Annotated in this window: 14 protein-coding genes; 12 read left to right on the top strand and 2 right to left on the bottom strand. The window is 41.6% G+C overall.

All coding sequences use genetic code 11. The features are described from left to right. Nucleotides 1-19 precede the first annotated feature (19 nt). Together HUZ36_RS03995 and HUZ36_RS21660 are read right to left on the bottom strand one after the other, a co-directional pair. Nucleotides 20-1,549, bottom strand: a complete 1,530-nt coding sequence (locus tag HUZ36_RS03995; RefSeq protein ID WP_254879462.1) for a M6 family metalloprotease domain-containing protein — start codon at nt 1,547-1,549, stop codon at nt 20-22. Nucleotides 1,550-1,618: 69 nt separating this feature from the next. Then, entirely contained in the window at nt 1,619-1,921 is a 303-nt protein-coding gene (locus tag HUZ36_RS21660) for a hypothetical protein (RefSeq protein ID WP_254879461.1), read from the bottom strand. 505 nt (nt 1,922-2,426) lie between these two features. Between HUZ36_RS21660 and nudB the strand changes: the two genes are divergently transcribed. The 12 genes from nudB to HUZ36_RS03935 all read left to right on the top strand — a co-directional run bounded on the left by nudB (nt 2,427) and on the right by HUZ36_RS03935 (nt 20,408). Beyond that, nucleotides 2,427-2,879 carry a dihydroneopterin triphosphate diphosphatase gene (nudB, locus tag HUZ36_RS03990; RefSeq protein ID WP_125251686.1) on the top strand — a complete coding sequence of 151 codons (453 nt, stop codon included), beginning with the start codon at nt 2,427-2,429 and terminating at the stop codon, nt 2,877-2,879. Nucleotides 2,880-3,159: 280 nt separating this feature from the next. Further along, nucleotides 3,160-4,110 carry an SPFH domain-containing protein gene (locus HUZ36_RS03985; protein ID WP_125251687.1) on the top strand — a complete coding sequence of 317 codons (951 nt, stop codon included), beginning with the start codon at nt 3,160-3,162 and terminating at the stop codon, nt 4,108-4,110. 5 nt (nt 4,111-4,115) lie between these two features. Then, nucleotides 4,116-4,568: an NfeD family protein gene (locus HUZ36_RS03980; RefSeq protein ID WP_176032055.1), complete on the top strand. Its 453-nt coding sequence runs from the start codon at nt 4,116-4,118 to the stop codon at nt 4,566-4,568. 367 nt (nt 4,569-4,935) lie between these two features. Next, nucleotides 4,936-5,622: an ABC transporter ATP-binding protein gene (locus HUZ36_RS03975; RefSeq protein ID WP_125251689.1), complete on the top strand. Its 687-nt coding sequence runs from the start codon at nt 4,936-4,938 to the stop codon at nt 5,620-5,622. Continuing rightward, nucleotides 5,604-6,554 carry an HlyD family secretion protein gene (locus HUZ36_RS03970; RefSeq protein WP_176032054.1) on the top strand — a complete coding sequence of 317 codons (951 nt, stop codon included), beginning with the start codon at nt 5,604-5,606 and terminating at the stop codon, nt 6,552-6,554. Before HUZ36_RS03975 ends, HUZ36_RS03970 begins: the two co-directional genes overlap by 19 nt. Further along, on the top strand, nt 6,544-7,698 hold the full coding sequence (locus HUZ36_RS03965) for an efflux RND transporter periplasmic adaptor subunit (RefSeq protein ID WP_128732393.1): 1,155 nt from the start codon (nt 6,544-6,546) through the stop codon (nt 7,696-7,698). Before HUZ36_RS03970 ends, HUZ36_RS03965 begins: the two co-directional genes overlap by 11 nt. Next, nucleotides 7,695-8,885, top strand: a complete 1,191-nt coding sequence (locus HUZ36_RS03960; protein WP_176032053.1) for an efflux RND transporter periplasmic adaptor subunit — start codon at nt 7,695-7,697, stop codon at nt 8,883-8,885. Before HUZ36_RS03965 ends, HUZ36_RS03960 begins: the two co-directional genes overlap by 4 nt. Next, entirely contained in the window at nt 8,885-10,120 is a 1,236-nt protein-coding gene (locus tag HUZ36_RS03955) for an ABC transporter permease (protein WP_128732391.1), read from the top strand. The genes HUZ36_RS03960 and HUZ36_RS03955 overlap by 1 nt, the downstream gene beginning before the upstream one ends. A 388-nt stretch (nt 10,121-10,508) precedes the next feature. Next, nucleotides 10,509-12,926, top strand: a complete 2,418-nt coding sequence (locus HUZ36_RS03950) for a PAS domain-containing hybrid sensor histidine kinase/response regulator (protein ID WP_176032052.1) — start codon at nt 10,509-10,511, stop codon at nt 12,924-12,926. 792 nt (nt 12,927-13,718) lie between these two features. After that, nucleotides 13,719-14,255 carry a hypothetical protein gene (locus HUZ36_RS03945; protein ID WP_147390062.1) on the top strand — a complete coding sequence of 179 codons (537 nt, stop codon included), beginning with the start codon at nt 13,719-13,721 and terminating at the stop codon, nt 14,253-14,255. Between the two features lie 509 nt (nt 14,256-14,764). Then, nucleotides 14,765-18,448 carry a PKD domain-containing protein gene (locus tag HUZ36_RS03940; protein WP_176032051.1) on the top strand — a complete coding sequence of 1,228 codons (3,684 nt, stop codon included), beginning with the start codon at nt 14,765-14,767 and terminating at the stop codon, nt 18,446-18,448. Nucleotides 18,449-18,458: 10 nt separating this feature from the next. Then, the gene (locus tag HUZ36_RS03935) at nt 18,459-20,408 is read left to right on the top strand and encodes a Hint domain-containing protein (RefSeq protein ID WP_128729959.1); all 1,950 of its coding nucleotides are present in this window, start codon (nt 18,459-18,461) and stop codon (nt 20,406-20,408) included. The last annotated feature ends 26 nt before the right edge of the window (nt 20,409-20,434 follow it).

Below are 20,434 nucleotides of genomic sequence, written 5' to 3'. Positions count from 1 at the left end.
GATAATTGGTATTATTTAGCTATTTTTGTACGGTTAAGCGGTAATCCCCGGCTCCACGGTAGGAATAAATGATAATACGATAATAGCCAGCGCTTGCGGTATAACGTATGGTTTCTTGTGACGAGGGAGTCTCAGAGATAGCGACCTGCTGCCATTGGCCATTTTTCCATGCTTCCAGTTTTAAATCAAAATCAGCACTTGCAGGCCCTGAGAGTACGGCGTCTATCACGCCGCCATTATATTGAAACCAGCGACCATTTGGCTGGATAGCTTGCTCTTTATCAGCCAAATATCCGCTATAAATATCTCCTTTAGGAGGAGGCGGTAGTGTAGCACTTACGGTAAAACGGATCTCAGCAGCGGGATCTGAAATATTACTGATCCGCAAGCCCGAATCATCACCATTCCACCACAAGGCATTGGTTCCTCTTTGCGCTAGCGCATTGGGTAAAGTAGCACTAAACTCCCCTGCTACATTGAATAAGTCACCGTTATCACCACGATTTCGACCGTTTTCTGGATCACGGCTCGCATCGCCATGCTCCATCTGTATATATGGATACCATTCATTTGAGTTGTTCCCAGCTGGGTCTACATGCCAAATCGCCAGGCCCGAGTCCAATTGTTGTGAATGCTGCCCTGATTGATGAATCGCTTCGATATAAAACGCTTCATTGGTGTTATTGGGATTACTCCATTTATAAGAGGTATTCGAACCTGAAATATGGCTTAGCTGCCCTGATGGTGCATTACTATTTAACGCGGGGTTTAGTTCAATCACGTTATCCCATCCAGCAAGCGCTCTGAAGTGTGCAACCGGCGGTGTAGGTTCAAAACGGTTTGACGTACCGATAGCACCAAAACCCATCACCCCAAAACTTGCTACTGAACCTTCCGAGCTCCCATCATAATCATATAAGTCAGGCCAATTTGTGATCAGATGCCCAGACTCATGTACAAAGGTGCCTATTGCTAAGCTATCACCCATATCTGTAATTTGATACCGATCTGTGCATACACCGTCGGCACAAAAACGTGGGCTTAACCTTGCCATATGCGGCCATAACCCTTTAGACCAAGCACTATCAGAGTTGCCTGCATAGAAGATGTTTAAGCCTCGGATCTGGCCGCTGCTGTTGGTTGTCAACGAGCGAAAGTCGAACCCTTGGTTAAACTCCAACCAATTCAATGCTTCTTTAATTAACTCTTGTGACCGAACCGTTGAGCTTAACGAACTGTCAGCATAGTATGCTTTATTATTTTTAGCTGTGTAGTACGCCGTTACCGTATTGGTATAGTCTAGTTTGCCGCCCGACACGGACGTAAAATAGCCCCGCACAGATTGCGCATTGCCAAATTCAGAGTAATTTTCGTCATTCAAAAAGCGCTCAATCTGCGCTTTTGTGATCGTACCGCGTTCATCAGGGAAATCGATAATAATCGTAAGTCCTTTTACTTTACCTGTAATTGAGGTGTTCAACTGTGTAAGCTCGGTTTTATGCTCTTCGTGTCGACGGTGAGCCAAATCGTGACTTAGTAGCCCTAGCATGCTTTGCTGAGCAGTTTTTACTTTTTTTGCAATAATGGCTGACGATAACCCTTGCTGGTAGTCCTCCGACTAACGAACTTTTACTCCCTGCTTAGCGCGATTTGAGACTAAAACACCGGTGGAAATTAACGCCTCGCCGTCTGCCGATAACTGCGCATAAGCCATACCTCGCAGCGCATCATCATAGACAACTAATTTACCTCCTACTGTGCGCTGCTGAGCAAAATAGTTATTACCATTCAAGATTAACGTAATAGTCTCGCCATCTGGTTGAGTAAATTGGTAGTGTTTATCTTGGTAAGGGATAGCAGCGTTAACTAGCGTAGTACAGGTCAGTAATGCCACAGTCATTGCGGCTGATGTGAGTTTCATATTTTTGTTCCTAGGTTACATGTTGTACAAACCATTAACATAGAACCCACATACAAAATTGCAACATCCTTTGAATAATTACAGGTACAAATTTCATCAATCACATAAATAACAATTAGTTACGAGATTAGGTTAGATAGTATATTTTTACAGTTCAGTATTTAAAAGTGAACAAAAAAAGGGCATTTAAACTATTTTTTTCAATTTTTAGTTTACAAGAGATAAACATTGCATTAGCATTGGTTTCGTTCCTTTGGGGCTGCACCTTTTTACCTGCGTACTTAGGCGTGCCTAAAGTCACAATTGAACTCCCGAGAAGTAGAGCTTGCTAACCAGGACGTTGGCATTATTGGGATTTCCTTGGCACAGCTTGTTGCTATTGGAGTTTTTATGCAGGCCAGATGGCCTGCTTTTTTTTGCAAAAATGCCATCTCGTTTTAGTTGCTCCCCCCTGTTCATCTCGCTACACTCAGACCTAGACTTTTAATCTCTATAAACTGTACCTATGTTACGAAAACCTTTTTCAGTTTTAGTTGTGATTTATAATGAGCTTGAGCAATTTTTGTTGCTACAAAGAGCAGATGACCCTGATTTTTGGCAATCGGTTACCGGAGGTATAGATCATGACGAGCTGCCAATTGAAACTGCCTATAGAGAACTCAAAGAAGAAACAGGGATCGACGCAAAAGCGCTTGGAATAGAGATACATGCCCACCATAAAACCAACCGATACCAGATCAGGCCGCAGTGGCTTCATCGCTACGAACCCGGTGTAACACTCAATACCGAATATGTTTTTAGTGTTCAGGTGCCGTCGAACACCCCTATTCAACTTGCTAAAGACGAGCATACGGACTTTGTTTGGCTAGATAAACAACAAGCATGTGAACGCGCATGGTCACCGAGTAATAAAGAGGAAATACAAGCAATTACCATCGTTGAGCCACAGAAATGCTAGCACACATCCACGCTGCCAAATGTGCTTCCTATTGATAAATAAAGCCGTCTCCTAACCAGATACACGATAGACTACATTCGCCTAGACTCAAGGTAACAAATTAACTGACTCAATCCATGCAAATTAATATAAAGTTGTTGATTATCCAGAATTTAAGTTATTTAATGCAAAGAATAACTCAAACTTCATCTATCTGAAGCTCAGGTTACCTATACCAATCAACTAAGCTTAATATGCAAAGTACGAAATTATTAGGACTTATAGACTCGGGAGAACTTACATGGATTTAGTCACATTTATCATTGAATACCTTTTTACTATTCAAGCATTTTTGCTGATTTTTGTCGTTGTCGTACTTAAAGGGAGTATCAAATTTGTGCCACAAAACCGAGCGTGGATTATTGAACGTTTCGGTAAATACCAATCTACCAAAGAAGCTGGTCTTAATTTTATCCTGCCATTTATTGACCGCGTTGCCGCTGATAGAAGTTTAAAAGAGCAGGCTGTTGATGTACCTTCGCAATCGGCTATCACCAAAGACAATATCTCACTGATTGTTGATGGCGTGCTTTACTTCAGAGTGCTAGACCCTTACAAAGCAACTTACGGTGTGGACGACTATATTTTTGCGGTAACACAACTTGCGCAAACCACCATGCGAAGTGAATTAGGCAAAATGGAACTAGACAAAACCTTTGAAGAGCGAGACCTACTGAATACCAATATTGTCGCCGCCATTAATTCAGCATCTGATCCGTGGGGGATCCAAGTATTACGCTACGAGATCAAAGATATTGTACCGCCAAATTCGGTAATGGAAGCAATGGAAGCGCAAATGAAAGCTGAACGTGTAAAACGCGCTCAAATTTTAGAGTCGGAAGGTGACCGCCAGGCTGCTATCAATGTTGCAGAAGGTAAGAAACAAGCACAAGTGCTGGCTGCTGAAGCAGAAAAAGCAGAGCAAATCTTACGAGCAGAAGGTGAAGCAAAAGCCATCATTGCCGTCGCTGATGCTCAAGCAGAGGCACTTAGAAAGGTGGGTGAAGCAGCAAACACTGACGAAGGACAAAAAGCGATCCAGCTCGACTTAGCAACAAAAGCAATTGCAGCAAAAGAAGCGATTGCTAAAGAGTCTTCGGTGGTCTTACTTCCTGATAATGGAACCGATGCCAGCTCATTAGTTGCCCAAGGCATGTCGATTATCAACTCGTTGAACAAAAAACAAGGGTGATCTTCATGGCCTTTTTACTTGAACATTTAGCTCAAGCTTTAATTGTTGTTGGGATCGCCTGCCTAATTATTGAAGTGACGGTGCTAGGCTTTGCCACTTTTGTATTGTTTTTTCTAGGCTTATCTTTAGTCATAAGTGGTGGATTAATGTATGCAGAGTTGCTAGAGCAAACTTGGCTTACCGCACTGTGGTTTAATGCTTTAGTTACAACGTTATTGGCTATTTTTTTATGGAAGCCACTCAAACGAATACAAGAAGTTACCGACAACAAAGAGGTAAAGAGCGACTTTGCAGAGCTCACTTTTACATTAGAAAAGGATCTCAACACAGACAGCCGAATATTCCACAATTATTCAGGGATTGCTTGGCAACTAAAAAGTAAGCAGCCAATTAGCGCAGGAACAGAAGTCAAAGTAGTAAAAAAAGAAGTTGGTGCGTTTTGGGTGGAGCCTAACTAAAACCAAGTTGTCAGAAAGCCGACGCAATTTTATAAAGTTACTATGACGCTAATTAACCTGAACTCGAGTTCAGGTTAATTAAGACCTGCTTTGAACAGATCAGTAGCTAAATTTTTGTCTGCCTTCAAAGCAGTAGCAAGGCGCACAAGTCATGTTGTCGCCTAGGCTTTCTTGGCTAACAACCTAACAGTAGAAAGCTTGCTTTAGCAAATTGATATTATAACTGTCAGCCGTTCTTATCTCCCTTCGCTTTGTGTTTGCTAGATTTACTCAGAGTTAATGGCTTGTTACACTGAATTTAGGGACTAGGTTTAACACCACTAAACCAACTATAAAACCAATAAAAAAACAAAGGATTAAAATAAAAATGATTCGGGTCGAAAACTTAAGTCGCGTGTACGGAAGCGGAGAAACGCAAGTGCATGCACTAAAATCCGTTTCTCTTGAAGTGATGGAAGGCGAATTTGTCGCAGTGATGGGCTCTTCTGGCTCTGGAAAGTCCACACTAATGAATATACTTGGCTGCTTAGACTCTCCAACTTCCGGTGCTTACTATCTGGCAGATCAAGAAATTCAAGCTGTAGAAGATGAAGCGCTGTCACAAATTAGAAATCAGAAAATCGGCTTTATTTTTCAAACATTTCATCTGCTCACTCGACTAACTGCACTGGACAATGTCATCTTACCACTGAGGTACACCAATACCTCACCATCAGAGGCCAAAAGTCGAGGGCTTGCTATGTTAAAAAAAGTGGGCCTTGACAGCAGAGCACATCACAAACCTTTCGAAATGTCTGGAGGACAACGCCAGCGTGTTGCAATTGCTCGTGCGCTTATCAATGAACCTAAAGTTATTTTTGCCGATGAGCCAACTGGTAACCTAGATAGTAAAACTTCACATGAAATCATGGAATTACTTTGCCAGCTGCACCAGCAAGGCCATACCATTGTGATGGTAACGCATGAAGACGATATTGCCGAATATGCTGAACGAATCATCAGAATGAAAGATGGTGAGAAAGTGGAGGATAGCCAATGCGCAGTTATATTATAAGCTTAGCCCTGCTCACCTCTTCGCAGGCTTTTGCCAAGCAAATTATTATCTCAGGTGTTATTAAGGCTGGTGAAACTCAAGTCTTTCACGCACCAATGAGCGACTCTTGGAAAACGCAAGTTCAATGGATGCTACCCGAGGGGGAAGTTGCCAACAAAGGGGATGTTGTGGTTGTCTACGATTCAGGCTCCATTGCTACCTCAATCGACCAAGACAAAGTCGCGCTTGATGCCGCAAAAGATGAATACAAGCGAATTGAACAAGACGGCGCCCAAAAGATACTCGAAGCCCAGTTTCAGTTGAAAAAAACCATTTTGCTCGTTGAAAGAGCCAAAATTGATGCAAGCGTGCCAAAAGCCAATATCAGCACCTACGACTACGAGCAATACCAGCTGACGTTAGAAAAAGCGATCATTGAAAACCATAAAGCCGAAATCAGTTTAAGCAAGGCCGAAACTGAAGCAAAGGCAAATACTCAGAAACAGCGGCTGGAGATAAAGCGATTAGAAGCAAGTCTCACGCACAACCAAGAGCAGCTAGAAAAAATGAGTCTAATGGCCAGTAACAGCGGCCCCATTCTGTATGCGGATCACCCGTGGAATGGCAACAAATTATTTGCAGGTGCAACCGTACAACCAGGGTGGAAAGTAGCAGAGATCCCTTCTACAGCGGGCCTGTATTTAGAAGCTTGGATACATGAAGTGGATGCTGCTGGTATCAAAGAAGGCCAAACTGCTGATTTAAAGTTTGACGCATTTCGCCCCTCATCAACGCCAAGTACACTTACAGAATTATCAACACAACCTGAAAAACGCCAAGACTGGGGCCAAGGTATGTATTACCGAGCTAAATTCACATTCAACACCGATTTGCCACTACTACCAGGCATGAGCGGAAGCATCACTTTGCCAGGAAGGAAAAATGAAAAGTAAGGTACTGGCATTTATCATTCCACTCTATTTACTTGGCTGTACCCAGGCTCCCAGCGATACACATATCGTTAAGTCACAGACAATCACTATCACAGTAGAAGCGAATGGTGAATTAGAATCAAAAAGCCGAGCGTTGATAGCACCTCCTTCAATCAAGCGTATGTGGCAATACAAGATAAAACAGTTAATGCCTGAAAATACCCCAGTTCAAAAAGGCCAAGTTGTTGTTTCGTTTGACGATCAGAGCGTGAGAGATCGCCTGATGGAGTACAATTCGAAGCTTAGCCAAGCACAAAAAGAACTGGAAAATAAACAAGCTCAAGTCGAGGAGCAAGAAGAAGAATACAAACTTGCACTGGCTGAAGCACAGATGAACTTCGATAAGGCAAAACGACGGGCAGAGATCATAGATAACTCACGCTCAGACAACGATCGTAAAAAAGCGCAAATCGACTTCACCATTGCAACTAATGAGTTAGAGCTTGCCCGCAGCAAACTTGCTTTTCATCTAGACAACAAAGAACTGAGTATCCAATTGGCAAAAAGTAAAGTTGCACGAACAGATGCTGAAGTAAAAGCACTAAAACGTGATATTGAGCGTTTAAAAGTTAAAGCACCAATGAATGGCTTAGTTGCTTATAGAGCAAATAGAGCAGGTGAAAAACCCAGTGTTGGTGAGTCCATGCAGTTTGGCCAGCCTGTGGTCGAGTTGTCAGTTATTGAACAAATGCAAGTAAAAGCGCAAATAAAGGAAGCCGATTTTGGGCGGATTAAATTAGGGCAAACAGTAAAAGTGACCATTGACAGTGCCGACGGTTATGTCATAAGTGGAAAACTCGTTGAAATAGGAAAGGCCTTCAGGGAGAAGTCGTATCAAGATAAAAGCCGCATTGTTGATGCGATTATTGAACTGGATAAAATCGATACTGATAAGCTAAGGCCCGGATTAAGCGCTCGTGTAGAGATAGTGACGGCCCAACTCGATAACGCCTTAACCGTTCCGCTTAACGCTTTAAAACAAAGTGCTGGCAAAGTGCTGCTAAACACAAATTACGGTGAAAAAGAGGTGACAATTTCTCATACAACACCGACGCTTGCCGTGGTTTCTTCTGGCATTAGCCAAGGCACGGAGGTAAGGCTATGAGCAAAAAATTACTCGCGTTGCTTGTCCCTATTTGGTTGCTTGGTTGTCAAGAAGCATCGGATAAACCAACACAACTGCTCTACACTGTTGAGTCAAAACCATTTTCGATAACAGTGGATGCCGAAGGCGAACTAGAAGCAGCAAGCGAAACCGTGATATCTGCCCCAACTTCAGCCAGAGGAGCGCAAACACTTGCTTGGATAGTACCGGAGTATTCTCAGGTGAAAAAAGGCGATGTGATTGCACGCTTCGATGGCAGCCAGTTAGCAAGACGAAAACGTTTTAGCGAATTCGACAAAGGCAAAGTAGCGCAAGACATGACCGTGACAGATAGTGACTTAACGACAAGAAAGTCCCATTTAGATAGCGACAAAAGCATTGTCAGTGAAGAGAAGCGCTTTGCCGAAACCTTTTCAATAGATGACGAACGGATCCGCTCAAAGCTCGATATTTTAGATCAACTACAAAATGTTGAGTATCTCAACGCAAAAGAAGCATATTTTGAGTGGCAGACAGACCAATTTTCCTCCTCTGCACTGGGAGAAATGGAGCTACTGAAACTGCAATCAAAACAGCATGAAAGCAAAATTGCGATGTACAACGCAAATTTGGAAAGTCTCGAAGTTATCGCGCCACATGACGGCTTACTTACCCTAAACGCGGATTGGCGTGGAGAGAAGCCAAAGGCAGGCCAAGCATTATGGCCAGGGCAAAAAATTGGCGGGTTACCAGACATTTCGTCTCTGCAAGCTAAGCTTTTTGTTCATGAAAAAGAAGCGCTTGGCCTTGAGGTTGGGCAAACGGTTAAGTTTACTTTACTCTCCAATAGTGATGAACGCTTTGATGGTAAAGTCACAAAAGTATCGCCCTATCCACAATCTATTCGCCGTGGAGATCCACAAAAATACTATGAGGTTATAGCTAGCCTCAACGAAACTCCAAGCCACTTTACACCTGGCAATAAAGTACTCGCTACATTGCTTGTTCAAGAACGTAAACAAGCACTACTTGTGCCGAAACATAGCATTATCAATGACAACAATGCGTTTTTTGTGCTAGTGAAAGACGGTAGCCAGTTTCAACGTGTAAAAGTGGAGTTAGGGCAAAGCAACCTAAGCCACACCGAAGTACTGGAAGGTTTGTCCCCTAACCAACAAATTGCACTGGTCGCGAATAAGGAATTGTAATGAAATATGTAGAGTTATTTACCGACGCCATGGTGCAATTAAAGCAGCATAAGCTCAGAACCCTATTGACCTTGCTCGGTATGATTTTTGGTGTGGGCGCCGTGATTGCTATGTTAAACATAGGTGAAGGTGCTGAACGAGAAGCGCTTAAAATGATTGATTCCATGGGGATTAATAATGTTATTGTCAGCGCCAAAGACATTGAAGAGAATGACCTAAAAGAACAACGAAAACACTCGCAAGGTCTTAACTTATTAGACGGCCAAGTGATAGTCGATGCTTTGCCCTTTGTTAATGATTTTTCTGCTGAACGACTGGTAGATACCTATCAGATATATAGCGAGTTCGGCAGCTTTGAAGGTGAAGCTGCCGGTGTCACTGCAAACTATTTTAGTCTTGCCCATTATGAGCTTGCGGATGGTCGCCTACTTAATGCAGAAGATAGCAAGGAATATAGGCAAGTTGCGTTACTTGGTGAAAATACCGCAAAAACGCTTTTTCCCTTAGGAGACGCAGTTGGTCAACAAGTAAAAGTAAATCATTTATGGTTTGAAGTTGTTGGTATTTTGCAAGCACCACACCTAAATAAAAAGGAGTTTCAGGGCGTGGCATTAGGTGGTGAGCAAAGTCGTATTTTTGTACCTCTGACAACCGCTATTTACCGTTTTAATAAGGGGCTACTGGAGCCAGAGATCACTGAGTTGAAACTGGCCATCGACAAATCTCACAGTCCAATTTTAGCATCTCAAGCTATTGCTAACATTCTCATGAATCGCCATAGCGACATTGACGACTATAAGTTAACCATACCAGCTGCCTTGCTTGCTCAGCAAAAACAAACGCAGGCCATTTTTAATATGGTGATGTCTTGCGTAGCCGGTATATCCCTCCTTGTCGGTGGCATTGGTATTATGAATATCATGCTCGCGACTGTACTTGAACGAACTAAAGAAATCGGATTATTACGTGCAATAGGTGCCACTCAGAAAAATATTCAGGTTCAGTTTATTACAGAGAGCTTTACTATCTCAATCTTAGGTGGGCTGCTCGGGGTGGTGTTTGGCATTGTGCTTTCAGAGATCATTGCATTTTATTCAAATTGGGCTGTGTCTTGGTCTCTCAGTGCAATTGTGCTCTCTTTTAGTATTTGTGCATTAGTTGGCTTAATATTCGGTGTATATCCCGCCATTAAAGCCTCAAAGCTGGATCCTATCGAAGCATTACAGAGTGACTAATTTTATATTTTGTATGCGCTTTAATTTTGTTTTTGAAAGCTAAATGAAAAATAGAAAAATAGAAAAATAGAAAAATTAAATTATGTTACAAGGACTTAATTCTAGCGCGAAGAAAATCTAAACACCGACAGGCCTGTGCTTTGTAATGATACCAATTAGCGTAAATACTTGCTCAAGCTGAAGGAGCAAGTTTGACACTAGTTGGTATTATAAATTGCTAAAATTTAACTCTCCTCCTCCCTCACAGTTATCAATGAGAAGCGCCTATTCAGTGTAATTTATTCGTGAGGTTTGGTATTTATTTGCTACATTAATAGAAGAACTTACCCCCAAGTAACGCGGCATCAATCTGAGTGCTTTTTTATTGATGCAAGCTAGGACATAAAGAATGAATCGTAGCCCTCAGGAATTGGAACAAGAAATACAAACGCTAAAAGCGCACTTGGCGGCGACCACATTTGAACGGGATAAATATAAATCGCTATTTCTCGCCTCAGGCGACGCGCAGTCTATTGTTGATTTGGATTCAGGGAAGTTTGTGGAGTGTAACCAAGCCGCCGTAGACTTACATGGCATTGATAGTAAGGACACCTTTTTAAAGCTTGCGCCTTCTGATATATCCCCTCCATATCAACCTTGCGGCACATCATCCAAACAATTAGCCACCTATTTTATACAAAAGTGTTATCAAGATGGCGCACAGCTTTTTCATTGGAACCACAGTAAAACTGATGGCACGGTATTCCCTTGCTCTGTTTCCCTTACTGCCGTGCACATACAAGATAAACGCTTAGTGCTCGCTACTGTGAGAGATATCTCTGAACTTATTGCAACGAAAGAGAAATTAGATAAAGCCAGTACCGATGCTAAACAGTATAAAACTGCCTACCAGACAGAAAAAATGAAATTCGAGCGCTTTGTTAACTCCGCACCTATTGGGATCGCAGTAAACGCGATGGACGATGGCATTTTCCATTATGTTAATGACGAATTTAGTGAGATGACGGGCTACTCGGTAGAGGAATTAAACAATACTGACTATTGGAAAATCACTCCCGAAAAATATAAGGCACAAGAACAGGTACAGCTCGATAATTTGCAAAAAACTGGCCGTTACGGCCCGTATCAAAAGGAATATATTCACAAAAGTGGTCAAGTATTTCCAGTTCTCTTGTCTGGCATTAAAGTAGCAGATAGTAACGGCAAAAACTTCATTTGGTCAGTTATCCAAAATATATCATCACAAGTTGAAGCGCAAAAACAACTCAAAAAAGCGAGAAACCAAGCGGACTCGTTGGCACTGAGAATGCAGCTTGCAAATAACTCTGCCCAAATCGGGGTTTGGGAGTGGGACTTACTCACCAATGAGCTGATTTGGGATGATTGGATGTTTAAATTATATGGGATCCAAAAAGCACAATTTTCAAAGGTATATGAAGCGTGGGAGAGTGCTGTTCACCCAGATGATATCAAGTTCGCCAGCGCACAATTACAAGACGCTATCAATGGTACCGGTGAATATGAACCTGAGTTTAGAGTCGTTCATCCAAACGGTGATATTAGAACGATAAAAGCCAGTGCCCAAATCATGCGCGATAAGGATAACTTGCCCATTAAAGTGATTGGTGTGAATTATGATGTGACAGAGAAAATCAAAGCCATCGAAGTATCTGAAACCGCACGGCTAGCAGCTGAACATTCTTCTAAAGCAAAAAGTGATTTCTTAGCGAATATGAGTCATGAGATCAGAACCCCTATGAATGCGATTTTAGGTGGCTTGCAGTTACTAGAAAATGCAAACCTTGACAGTGACTTAAAGAAAATACTCACTAACGCGATATTTTCAGCAAAAAGCTTGCTAACCATCATCAATGACATCCTAGATTATTCAAAAATAGAGTCTAACAAAATAGAGCTAGAAAGCGCGCCGATTTCAATTCGCAATATTCTCGATTCTGTTAAGTATGATCTTGATGCTTTAATTAGTAATAAAGGGGTAGACTTTGTTGTCAACATTGATAAACACTTTAAAGATGGTTGGCTTGGTGATTTGGTTCGAGTCAAACAGATAATACTAAACCTGGCATCAAATGCGGTAAAGTTTACACACAAAGGTAAAGTGTCTATCACAGCAACTAACGTTATACACAATAACAACGCGGCAATTCATCTAAGTATCCAAGATTCAGGGATAGGTATGGATGAGCAAACCCAAAAGCGAATATTTGAGCGGTTTTCTCAAGCAGATACCTCTACTACTAGGCAATACGGTGGTACAGGATTAGGTATGTCTATCACGGTTAATTTGATCAAACTTATGAACGGCACGATTAATCTAACCAGCAAGGCAGGAAAAGGAACCACTGTTGATGTAACACTTCCGCTTGAACAGTCCAACTCTCAATCACAAGTAACACAAACAAAAGCGCTGACGCCACCAAACTTACAAAACCTAGAGATCCTGATTGCTGAAGATAACCCGATTAATCAGATATTAGTGAAAACCATGCTAAAAGAAACGGGAGCAATTATTACGGTCGTTGAAAATGGTGACCTTGCTGTTAAAGCTTGCCGCGAAAACTCTTTCCATCTAATACTAATGGACATACATATGCCAGTAATGGATGGTGTTGATGCGATTAAAGCGATAAGGAAGCTAGATATTAAGATTCCAGTCATTGCTCTTACTGCTAATGTGATGGTTGAAGATGTAAAGCGATACTTTAAAATTGGTTTTAACGCCCATATTCCAAAGCCAATTGAGTTGTCTATCCTCTACGGAGTGTTATCGGACTATACGAGCTAAAGTCGACATCGCTGCGGATTGTAATGAACAGCTCCCCCTTATACCACTTCTCATGGCTTTGTTATTCGACTCCCCCAAAGTAGCCATTTCCTGGAATCAATAAGCTTGAATTGGACAAACATATTACTGTTTAAATTGATCGGATAGTTAAGCTTTTTGATCCGCTGGCAAATTGACCTAAACCAATAAATAATCCGCTTTTTGTTGGACTTTTTTTCACCACACGGTAAACTTTTGTGCGATTCTTATCAAAAATGATACCAATTATCTTAATTAAGAGGTCTATTTTAAGGCGAGAAAATTTTGTCGATAGCGAGGCAAAAATTTTGCTATTTAGTTGCTCTAAATAAGAAACTTTTAACGCTGTTAGCGGCAGGTTTACTCCTTCAAATTGAACAAGTATTGAGTCTAATTGGTATAACAGGAAGCATTATCGGGTATATTCGCCCAATTTGAGGGAGAGGACTGGTATTGAATTGAGATTAGGATAAGGAGTGGTTGAATATCAGTCTAGTCGATTAAGTGAGTAATCTGGTGAATTAAAGCCCCCCATACTGGAAAGTAGGCAGTAAATTTAGCAAAATTAGCTCTTAAGTAGTTGATTAAAAAAACCAGTTACTCAAAAGTCAGATCACTAACAATGAAAAAAACCGCATCACAAGAATAAATACACTTTAGAGCTAAATGCTCATACTCTCACACAGACTAGCACCGTGATGTACGCAATAGTTGTACAGTCAAGGGGCAAGCAAGTGAGCAGTGGCGATACTCATGGAACTTCAAGGATAAATAATGAAAAGACTTACACTTATTGCGCTTTCAATGGCCTCTCTAACCGCATGTAAAAGCAACGATATAAACCGCGTGGTTAATGATGGTGTAGACGGTGCTATCAACGGTATTTTTGGCAGCTCTGGCACCGTAGTGTCAGCAAATAGTAGTGGCTCGAGCAGTGACTACTCAGTTAAAAAGGAAAAAGTATGGACACATCACGCGGAGAAAACTCCGCGTAACTATGGCTCACTTGCGTTTGTTAAAACCGCTAAAAACCCTGATGGGAAAACTAGGCTAAAATTTAATGAGTGCAAGCACCCTCGGATCGGAAATATAAAGTGTAGGGGCTACTTATATGAGGTCTCACCTGAGGGGTGGCTTGTAAAAGGTGATACCATTCATTTTGGTACAAACCATTATTCAGACATTGTCATCCCAGCCGGTCAATATTATATTAAAATTGAAGGCAAGGACGTGAGTAAAGATGTTTATGCCACAGGTACTATTGAAATAGCGCCTTTTGTGACCAACTATATTAACGTCACTGTACAATAATATAGCAATAAAAAGTACCTAGCCCACCCTTACAGCCTAGGTACTTTTTACCAGAGACTGATAAATCTAATTATCCCACTTAAAAGCGACTCTCCTTATTCATTTTATTTCATCAATATTGCAAAAAAGTTCCTAATAAAAGAACAACCGCCACTACAAAAAATAAAAAAATAACGTTTTTTTACATTAACTTAGTAATTAACTCCACACTTCCGTCAAGTCCCCACAACTTTTACAGCACAAAACCGTTGAGATTTAACTAACAATAACAACCACTAACGTTAATTCATAAAAAACCAATGTTAAAATCTAAATCACCAAAGAAAACAAGAAGATATTAAATTGTTTATTTTTTGTTATTTATTTATTTGAAATTCTTTATTACCGTAGAGTTTGTGCTCAAAGTAAAAGCACTAATCGCAGACCACACTCATTCGCACAGAAGTAGTCTCAAATTGAGCAGTGACGTTTAGGTGGGAAGGAATCTTAAAAATAATTATGGAGTTAATATGCAAGGGTTTAAATATCTGTGCGTTTTAGCGTCAATGTTTTCGTTGCATTGCCACGCAACTGAACGAATTTCTCTATTTAATAACGCAGATCACATTACATCTGCATTACAAAAAAAACAACCACTGTTGGGGCGTATGGACGTGCAACAGCATAACTATTTGCTCGCATTAAACACATTCGCAACCCAATATACAGGTCAGTCGTTGGAGTTTCATCAAGAACAAATAAGCGAAACACAGCACAGCCACACAATTACTCAAAAATATCACAACATCCCAATTTGGGATCAGGATCTCGTTGTACTAACTGATAATAATGGTGTTGTCGAGCAAGTATACGGCGACATTATCGTTAATATTGAAAAAGATATTCCTCACATTGCTGAAGTAAAAGCGCAGCAACTGGAAGATGCTTTAGCCGCTGTTATTGCCCAATTTCCAGCAGAGCGCCCACGGATTTTTAAACGCAAACATGCTGAAGAGGTGATATACATTGATGATCAAGGCAAAGCCCGACATGCGGCAAAAGTAAGCTTTTTCACTGACTTTCACTCAGCGCCTTATCAGCCTCAACGAATTTTAACTTTTGTGGATCTCACCAGCAACGAAGTTATAACTCAGGCAGATGTATTACAAAAAATCGTTCATGAAGGTGGCAGTGGCCCGTCTGGAAACGACAAAGTTTCTCGTCAAGATTACAAACAAGCCGACTATGTATCATACCCACCAAAAACTTTTGTTGTGTCTATGCAAGCAAATGGACAGCAAACCAACTGCTTGTTCGATGCAAAAAATGTTGAAACACGCAACTACAATCATAGTACGGCACAGATAAGTGTCCCCTATAGCTACGATTGTTCAAATTCAACAAGAAACGACTATAAAGAATATCATGGCGCTCGTTCGGCATTGAATGATGCCCACCACTTTGGTCAAACAGCGAGCTTGATGTTTGAAGCTTACCTCGGTCAGAAACCCTATTTTGATAAAAAGATCATTCAAAATGTCCATTACGGCCTAAACATGGACCAAGCATTCTATGAAAGTGGTGAAGTGTATTTTGGTGATGGTGATTATCTCTTTTACCCTATGGTTTCTCTTGATGTAGTCGCGCATGAAATAGCTCATGGCTTTACTGAAGAATATGGGTCAAATACACCAAAGTCTATGCTCACTGGGCAGGCTCGAGCAATTAACGAAGCATTTTCAGATATGGCTGGAGAAGCAGCTGAGTTTTTTTATTCCGGTGTCAATGACTGGAAAAGTAATCATGAAACGTTTCGGCTCGGTGATGCTTTGCGTTATTTCAAAACCCCCACCCTCGATGGCAACTCGATTGATCATATAGATGATTATGATGACTCCATCACGTCTCACCATGGTGCCGGTGTATTTAATAAGGCGTTCTACTATCTCTCTACAGCAGAGCTTGCCAATGAACCTTCGCCATGGAATACCAAATATTCTTTTATTCTTTTCGCCAATGCTAACAAAAACTGTTGGACGAGTAACAGCACCTATCTTACAGCCGCAGATTGCGTGATGCGACAAGCCAGCAGTATAAGCGATCGATTAAGACAAGACGGCGTCAGCAAGCAAGACGGAAGCCAATGGCAAACCTCTGAGCTGAAAAACCATGTTCGTAAAGCTTTTTCACAAGTGGGAATTAAGCTAACAGTTAATCAAGGGTTAGAGTCCGAGCTTAACTTTGATCGTAAATTTTTATCTTTTGATTTTAAGAACTTAACCAGAAAAGATGGACAGCACATTTCCGCAGAAAACAGTGAAGGTTGGCAATGGGAATGGAACTTTGGAGATGGTAGCGCAACCAATAGTGCCTTTGAAATCAGCCATAGCTATAACGCCGCAGGAAAGTATGATGTCTCCTTGAAAGCAACCGACCCATCTGGTCAGTCAGATACCTACACACTCCCTATTGACGTGTACGCTGACTATTGCTCGGCACAAGGGGTTAACCATAGTAAATACTACCTTTCTTCAGTCACATTGAATGATTACATAAATGAATCTGCTTCTAGTAATTACAGTGATTACTCAAGCAATGTCATTGATATTAAAGATGGAAAAGCGCTGAACATCACACTCGTGGCAGCCCCTCATCCAGATACAAAGGATAAAACTAAAAACTTTTATGTCTGGTTGGATAGGAATAACGACGGCCTCTTTCATAAAACTGAAGAGCTGGCACTTTTTGGCAGCAATAAAACACAGTTGAGCGGAGATATTTCACTAAGCGGCGAATTAAACCAAACTTATCGCATTCGTACCATGGTGTCATTTGGAATTGTTAAGTCGGCATGCGGCGATATCTCTTGGGGTGAAATCGAAGACTACACCGTCAAGTTAATTGAAAATAACGATCCAGTAGAGATGAAGATCGCTGCAAATCAAGGTGTCAACCAGATCAACTTTGTTAATAACACTGTTGATGATCGCGTTAAGCGTTGGCAATGGCAGTTTGGAGATGGAGCAACAAGCTCGAAAATGTCGCCATCACATGCCTACGCAAAATCAGGAAGTTATGCCGTTAGTGTAAAAGCGTACGACAGATTTAATAAAGAAATCGGTAGCTGGAATAAACAAGTACCGTTTAGCACCACGATTACACCATTGTTTACTCCGCGTGTTTCAGGCAACACTGTGTTTGTAAATACTGACCAAAGTGTGATGCCAGCAGGAAGCACCGTGGAGTGGCAATTTGGAGATGGTGCGACTTCGTTGGTGCAAAATACCCAGCACACCTATCAAAATGATGGCGAATATACGATCACGCTAACCATACGCCATGAAGATGGCGAGCAAGCGCTCAGTAAAGCAGTAAAAATAGGCCAATCTTCTTTTACTCCAGAAGTCAGTTTTACAGTAACAGAGTTGAGTGATGGTACGTTTGAAGTCACATTTAATAACACTACCTCAAAACCAGATAATGCCGCACGCAACCCAGATGTCACCCTAGTCTGGAACTTTGGCGACGGTACTACGCTGACCCAACATGGCGACTTTGGCCAAGATACACAACACATATATCAGTCTGCCGGAGCGTTTAGTGCCAGTCTCTCAATCAGTTATGACAAGCCTTGGTGGGATGACTGGGGAGATAGAGTGACAGGCACCAAGAATATGTTGATAACGCTTGAGTCTGCGCAGCCTGTTGAATATTGCACAGCCGCCGGTCTGACCGATTATGAACACATTGCAAACATCACCTTTAACCAAGATGGGCCATTTGATAATAACCAACAAGCTGGTGTGGTAAACCCTAACAACCCCATCAAGCTATACGCAACACAAAATAATACCTATCGAATTGAAGCAGGTTATGCCGGTAGTGAGGCATTCGCGGAAAATTACCATGTTTGGATAGACCTCAATGGTGACGGCCAGTTTGGCAATGGTGATTGGAGAAATGACAAGTCTGAATTACTCATTATGGACTTTGATCAAACAAACCAAGACTACGGTAAAGGCTATGTTGAGGGAGAGTTTAGTATCCCAAGTAATCAACTCTCACAACCTGTCACAACAACACGAATGAGAATTTTGCAGTACTACGGATTTAGCAGAGTAAATAGTATTGACCCTTGCTCTGACTATAGCAGTGCCGCTACCTCGGGGAGCGGAGAAATTGAAGACTACTTAGTAGAAATTTATAAGAATTAAGGAAAATAATATGAAAAAGTTTAACAAAAAGATATTCATTCCGCTCACAGTCGCGCTGGCCGTCAGCAATGCAGTAGCAGCCAACACTATCAACGAGTCGCACTTAGACAGTAGTATAGTGTCAACTCAATCAGGGCCTGCTGCTTTATATGGTCAAGCAGTTACAACGCCCGATAAATTCGGGATCCGTAAATTAGACATGAGTAACCCGCTTCATTATAAGTTGGCTACATCACGCCTCAATCAAGCTGGGCGAAAAGAAAGTCAGTTCCCACAGCTACATAAAACACTAGAGGTTGCCAAACAGCAACATCTCGTAGCAAAAACAGCGAAGTTGACAGCAACGCCACCACCGGTAAGTGAATCAGAAGTTGATATTATCAAAGAAGCACATTTCTTTATGGATATGAACTTGGCTATCTCAGCAGATACCAATGAGCCTTACATCATTGTCAGAGCAAAAAGCACACGGTTTGGAGGCACAAAAGCGACTTATATTGACCTACTACTTGAAGATGAGCACGGTAACCAATTGGCACCAGCGGGGTCTACATTGAATGTGCTTGACGGTAAAGATACCACAGCTGTTTCGACTATTTCACTTAAGTCTTTAAAGAAGCACTTTCCAAACATCGACACTATCTATGCTAGCTCTTTTGTAGAATTAGAGAATGAAGATGGCACCATCAGCTCGACCATAAAATATACTGAGTACCCATTCTCATGGGAACACGCTGAGACAATATATGGCGCGGTTGCTAAAGACAGTACAAATAAATCCAGTGTAGCAGAAATGGGTATTACACCAGCGCTTTATGATGGTCGCCCTCAATACAACGCAACGGCACCAATAGATAAAAATAACGACGCAGTAATTAAAGTTTGCTTAAACCGCCAACACTCAGACTGTGATTACATGCCAGATCAAGTTGGCGATCCAAATGAAATCACCGATGTAAATATTCCGTTCAATGGTGAGCTTCGTGTCCCTCATGAAATTTTAGAGATCTACCCTACTGAGGGCGCGTTACCAAATGGTATTGATGAACCTACTAATATCTACCTCCAAGAGGGGGTATACGGTGGGGCAACAAAACAAAGCTACCGAGGTATCGAAAATGCAATCAAGCAATTCTCTGACTATCTAGACGTGGAAGTCGATCCGGTCAATAAAGAATCCATTATTCGCTGGAATATCCCTCGCAACGAAGGACGCTTTGGCAACGCGAAATTGTTTTCCAATATTGCAACAGCAAACTGGTACATGACATTTGCAGTTAAAGGGAACCCATATTTCAAAACAGGCCGACGTGGGCCGGTGGCTTTCCAAGTTTCATTAACGTCTGAGGCGTCAACGCGTTTTGGTAACTTCTATAGTGAAGTACTACCTATGATGAAATTGGGTTATAGCTGCCTAGCAAAAGGTACGTTAATCACCATGGCAGATGGCTCTCAGCAAGCTATTGAAAATATCGGTAAAGGAGATCTTGTGCTTGGGGCATTGGCTTCCAACGCAAATGTGAAAGAGCCGATGCAAGTGGTCGATGTGTCAGTCGGTATCGAAGCTATCAAAATGTACCGCATTAAAGGTGCAGATGGCTCTGATATTTTAATGACAGAAACACACCCAATCTCCACGTCTAACAAAGGCATAGTATGGGCAAAAGAGCTTAAAGTGGGCGACCGTATTTTAACTGAAGGGGGTTCTGTACTCGTCACAGACATAACCAAAGAAAAATATAAAGACAAGATATACAACTTAAAACTTGCGCCAACAGCGGAGTCTGTATTGTCTGAGTCTCGTAACTTTGCCATGTTTGCCAACGGTATGGCGGTTGGTGATTTAGCAACTCAAGATGAGTTTAACTATAAAGATCAGGAAATTCGCATGTCAGAAGAAGAAATCCTACAACGTCTTCCTGAGAAATGGAAAACAGATTACATCAATAGTTTGAACTAATCACTACCCGGTGACCTTTCTGCTTG

This window comes from Pseudoalteromonas sp. McH1-7 (genome assembly GCF_013366255.1).
Classification (GTDB): Bacteria; Pseudomonadota; Gammaproteobacteria; order Enterobacterales; family Alteromonadaceae; genus Pseudoalteromonas; species Pseudoalteromonas peptidolytica.
Note: the sequence above shows the minus strand (reverse complement) of the source record. Positions and strands in the feature narration are given on the sequence as shown.

Coding starts and splice junctions, on each gene's coding strand:
- HUZ36_RS03985 (WP_125251687.1), top strand. CDS start 3,160: ATGGATTTAGTCACATTTATCATTGAATACCTTTTTACTATTCAAGCA.
- HUZ36_RS03995 (WP_254879462.1), bottom strand. CDS start 1,549: ATGCTAGGGCTACTAAGTCACGATTTGGCTCACCGTCGACACGAAGAG.
- HUZ36_RS03970 (WP_176032054.1), top strand. CDS start 5,604: ATGCGCAGTTATATTATAAGCTTAGCCCTGCTCACCTCTTCGCAGGCT.
- HUZ36_RS03950 (WP_176032052.1), top strand. CDS start 10,509: ATGAATCGTAGCCCTCAGGAATTGGAACAAGAAATACAAACGCTAAAA.
- HUZ36_RS03965 (WP_128732393.1), top strand. CDS start 6,544: ATGAAAAGTAAGGTACTGGCATTTATCATTCCACTCTATTTACTTGGC.
- HUZ36_RS03955 (WP_128732391.1), top strand. CDS start 8,885: ATGAAATATGTAGAGTTATTTACCGACGCCATGGTGCAATTAAAGCAG.
- HUZ36_RS03980 (WP_176032055.1), top strand. CDS start 4,116: ATGGCCTTTTTACTTGAACATTTAGCTCAAGCTTTAATTGTTGTTGGG.
- HUZ36_RS03960 (WP_176032053.1), top strand. CDS start 7,695: ATGAGCAAAAAATTACTCGCGTTGCTTGTCCCTATTTGGTTGCTTGGT.
- nudB (WP_125251686.1), top strand. CDS start 2,427: ATGTTACGAAAACCTTTTTCAGTTTTAGTTGTGATTTATAATGAGCTT.
- HUZ36_RS03975 (WP_125251689.1), top strand. CDS start 4,936: ATGATTCGGGTCGAAAACTTAAGTCGCGTGTACGGAAGCGGAGAAACG.
- HUZ36_RS21660 (WP_254879461.1), bottom strand. CDS start 1,921: ATGAAACTCACATCAGCCGCAATGACTGTGGCATTACTGACCTGTACT.
- HUZ36_RS03935 (WP_128729959.1), top strand. CDS start 18,459: ATGAAAAAGTTTAACAAAAAGATATTCATTCCGCTCACAGTCGCGCTG.
- HUZ36_RS03945 (WP_147390062.1), top strand. CDS start 13,719: ATGAAAAGACTTACACTTATTGCGCTTTCAATGGCCTCTCTAACCGCA.
- HUZ36_RS03940 (WP_176032051.1), top strand. CDS start 14,765: ATGCAAGGGTTTAAATATCTGTGCGTTTTAGCGTCAATGTTTTCGTTG.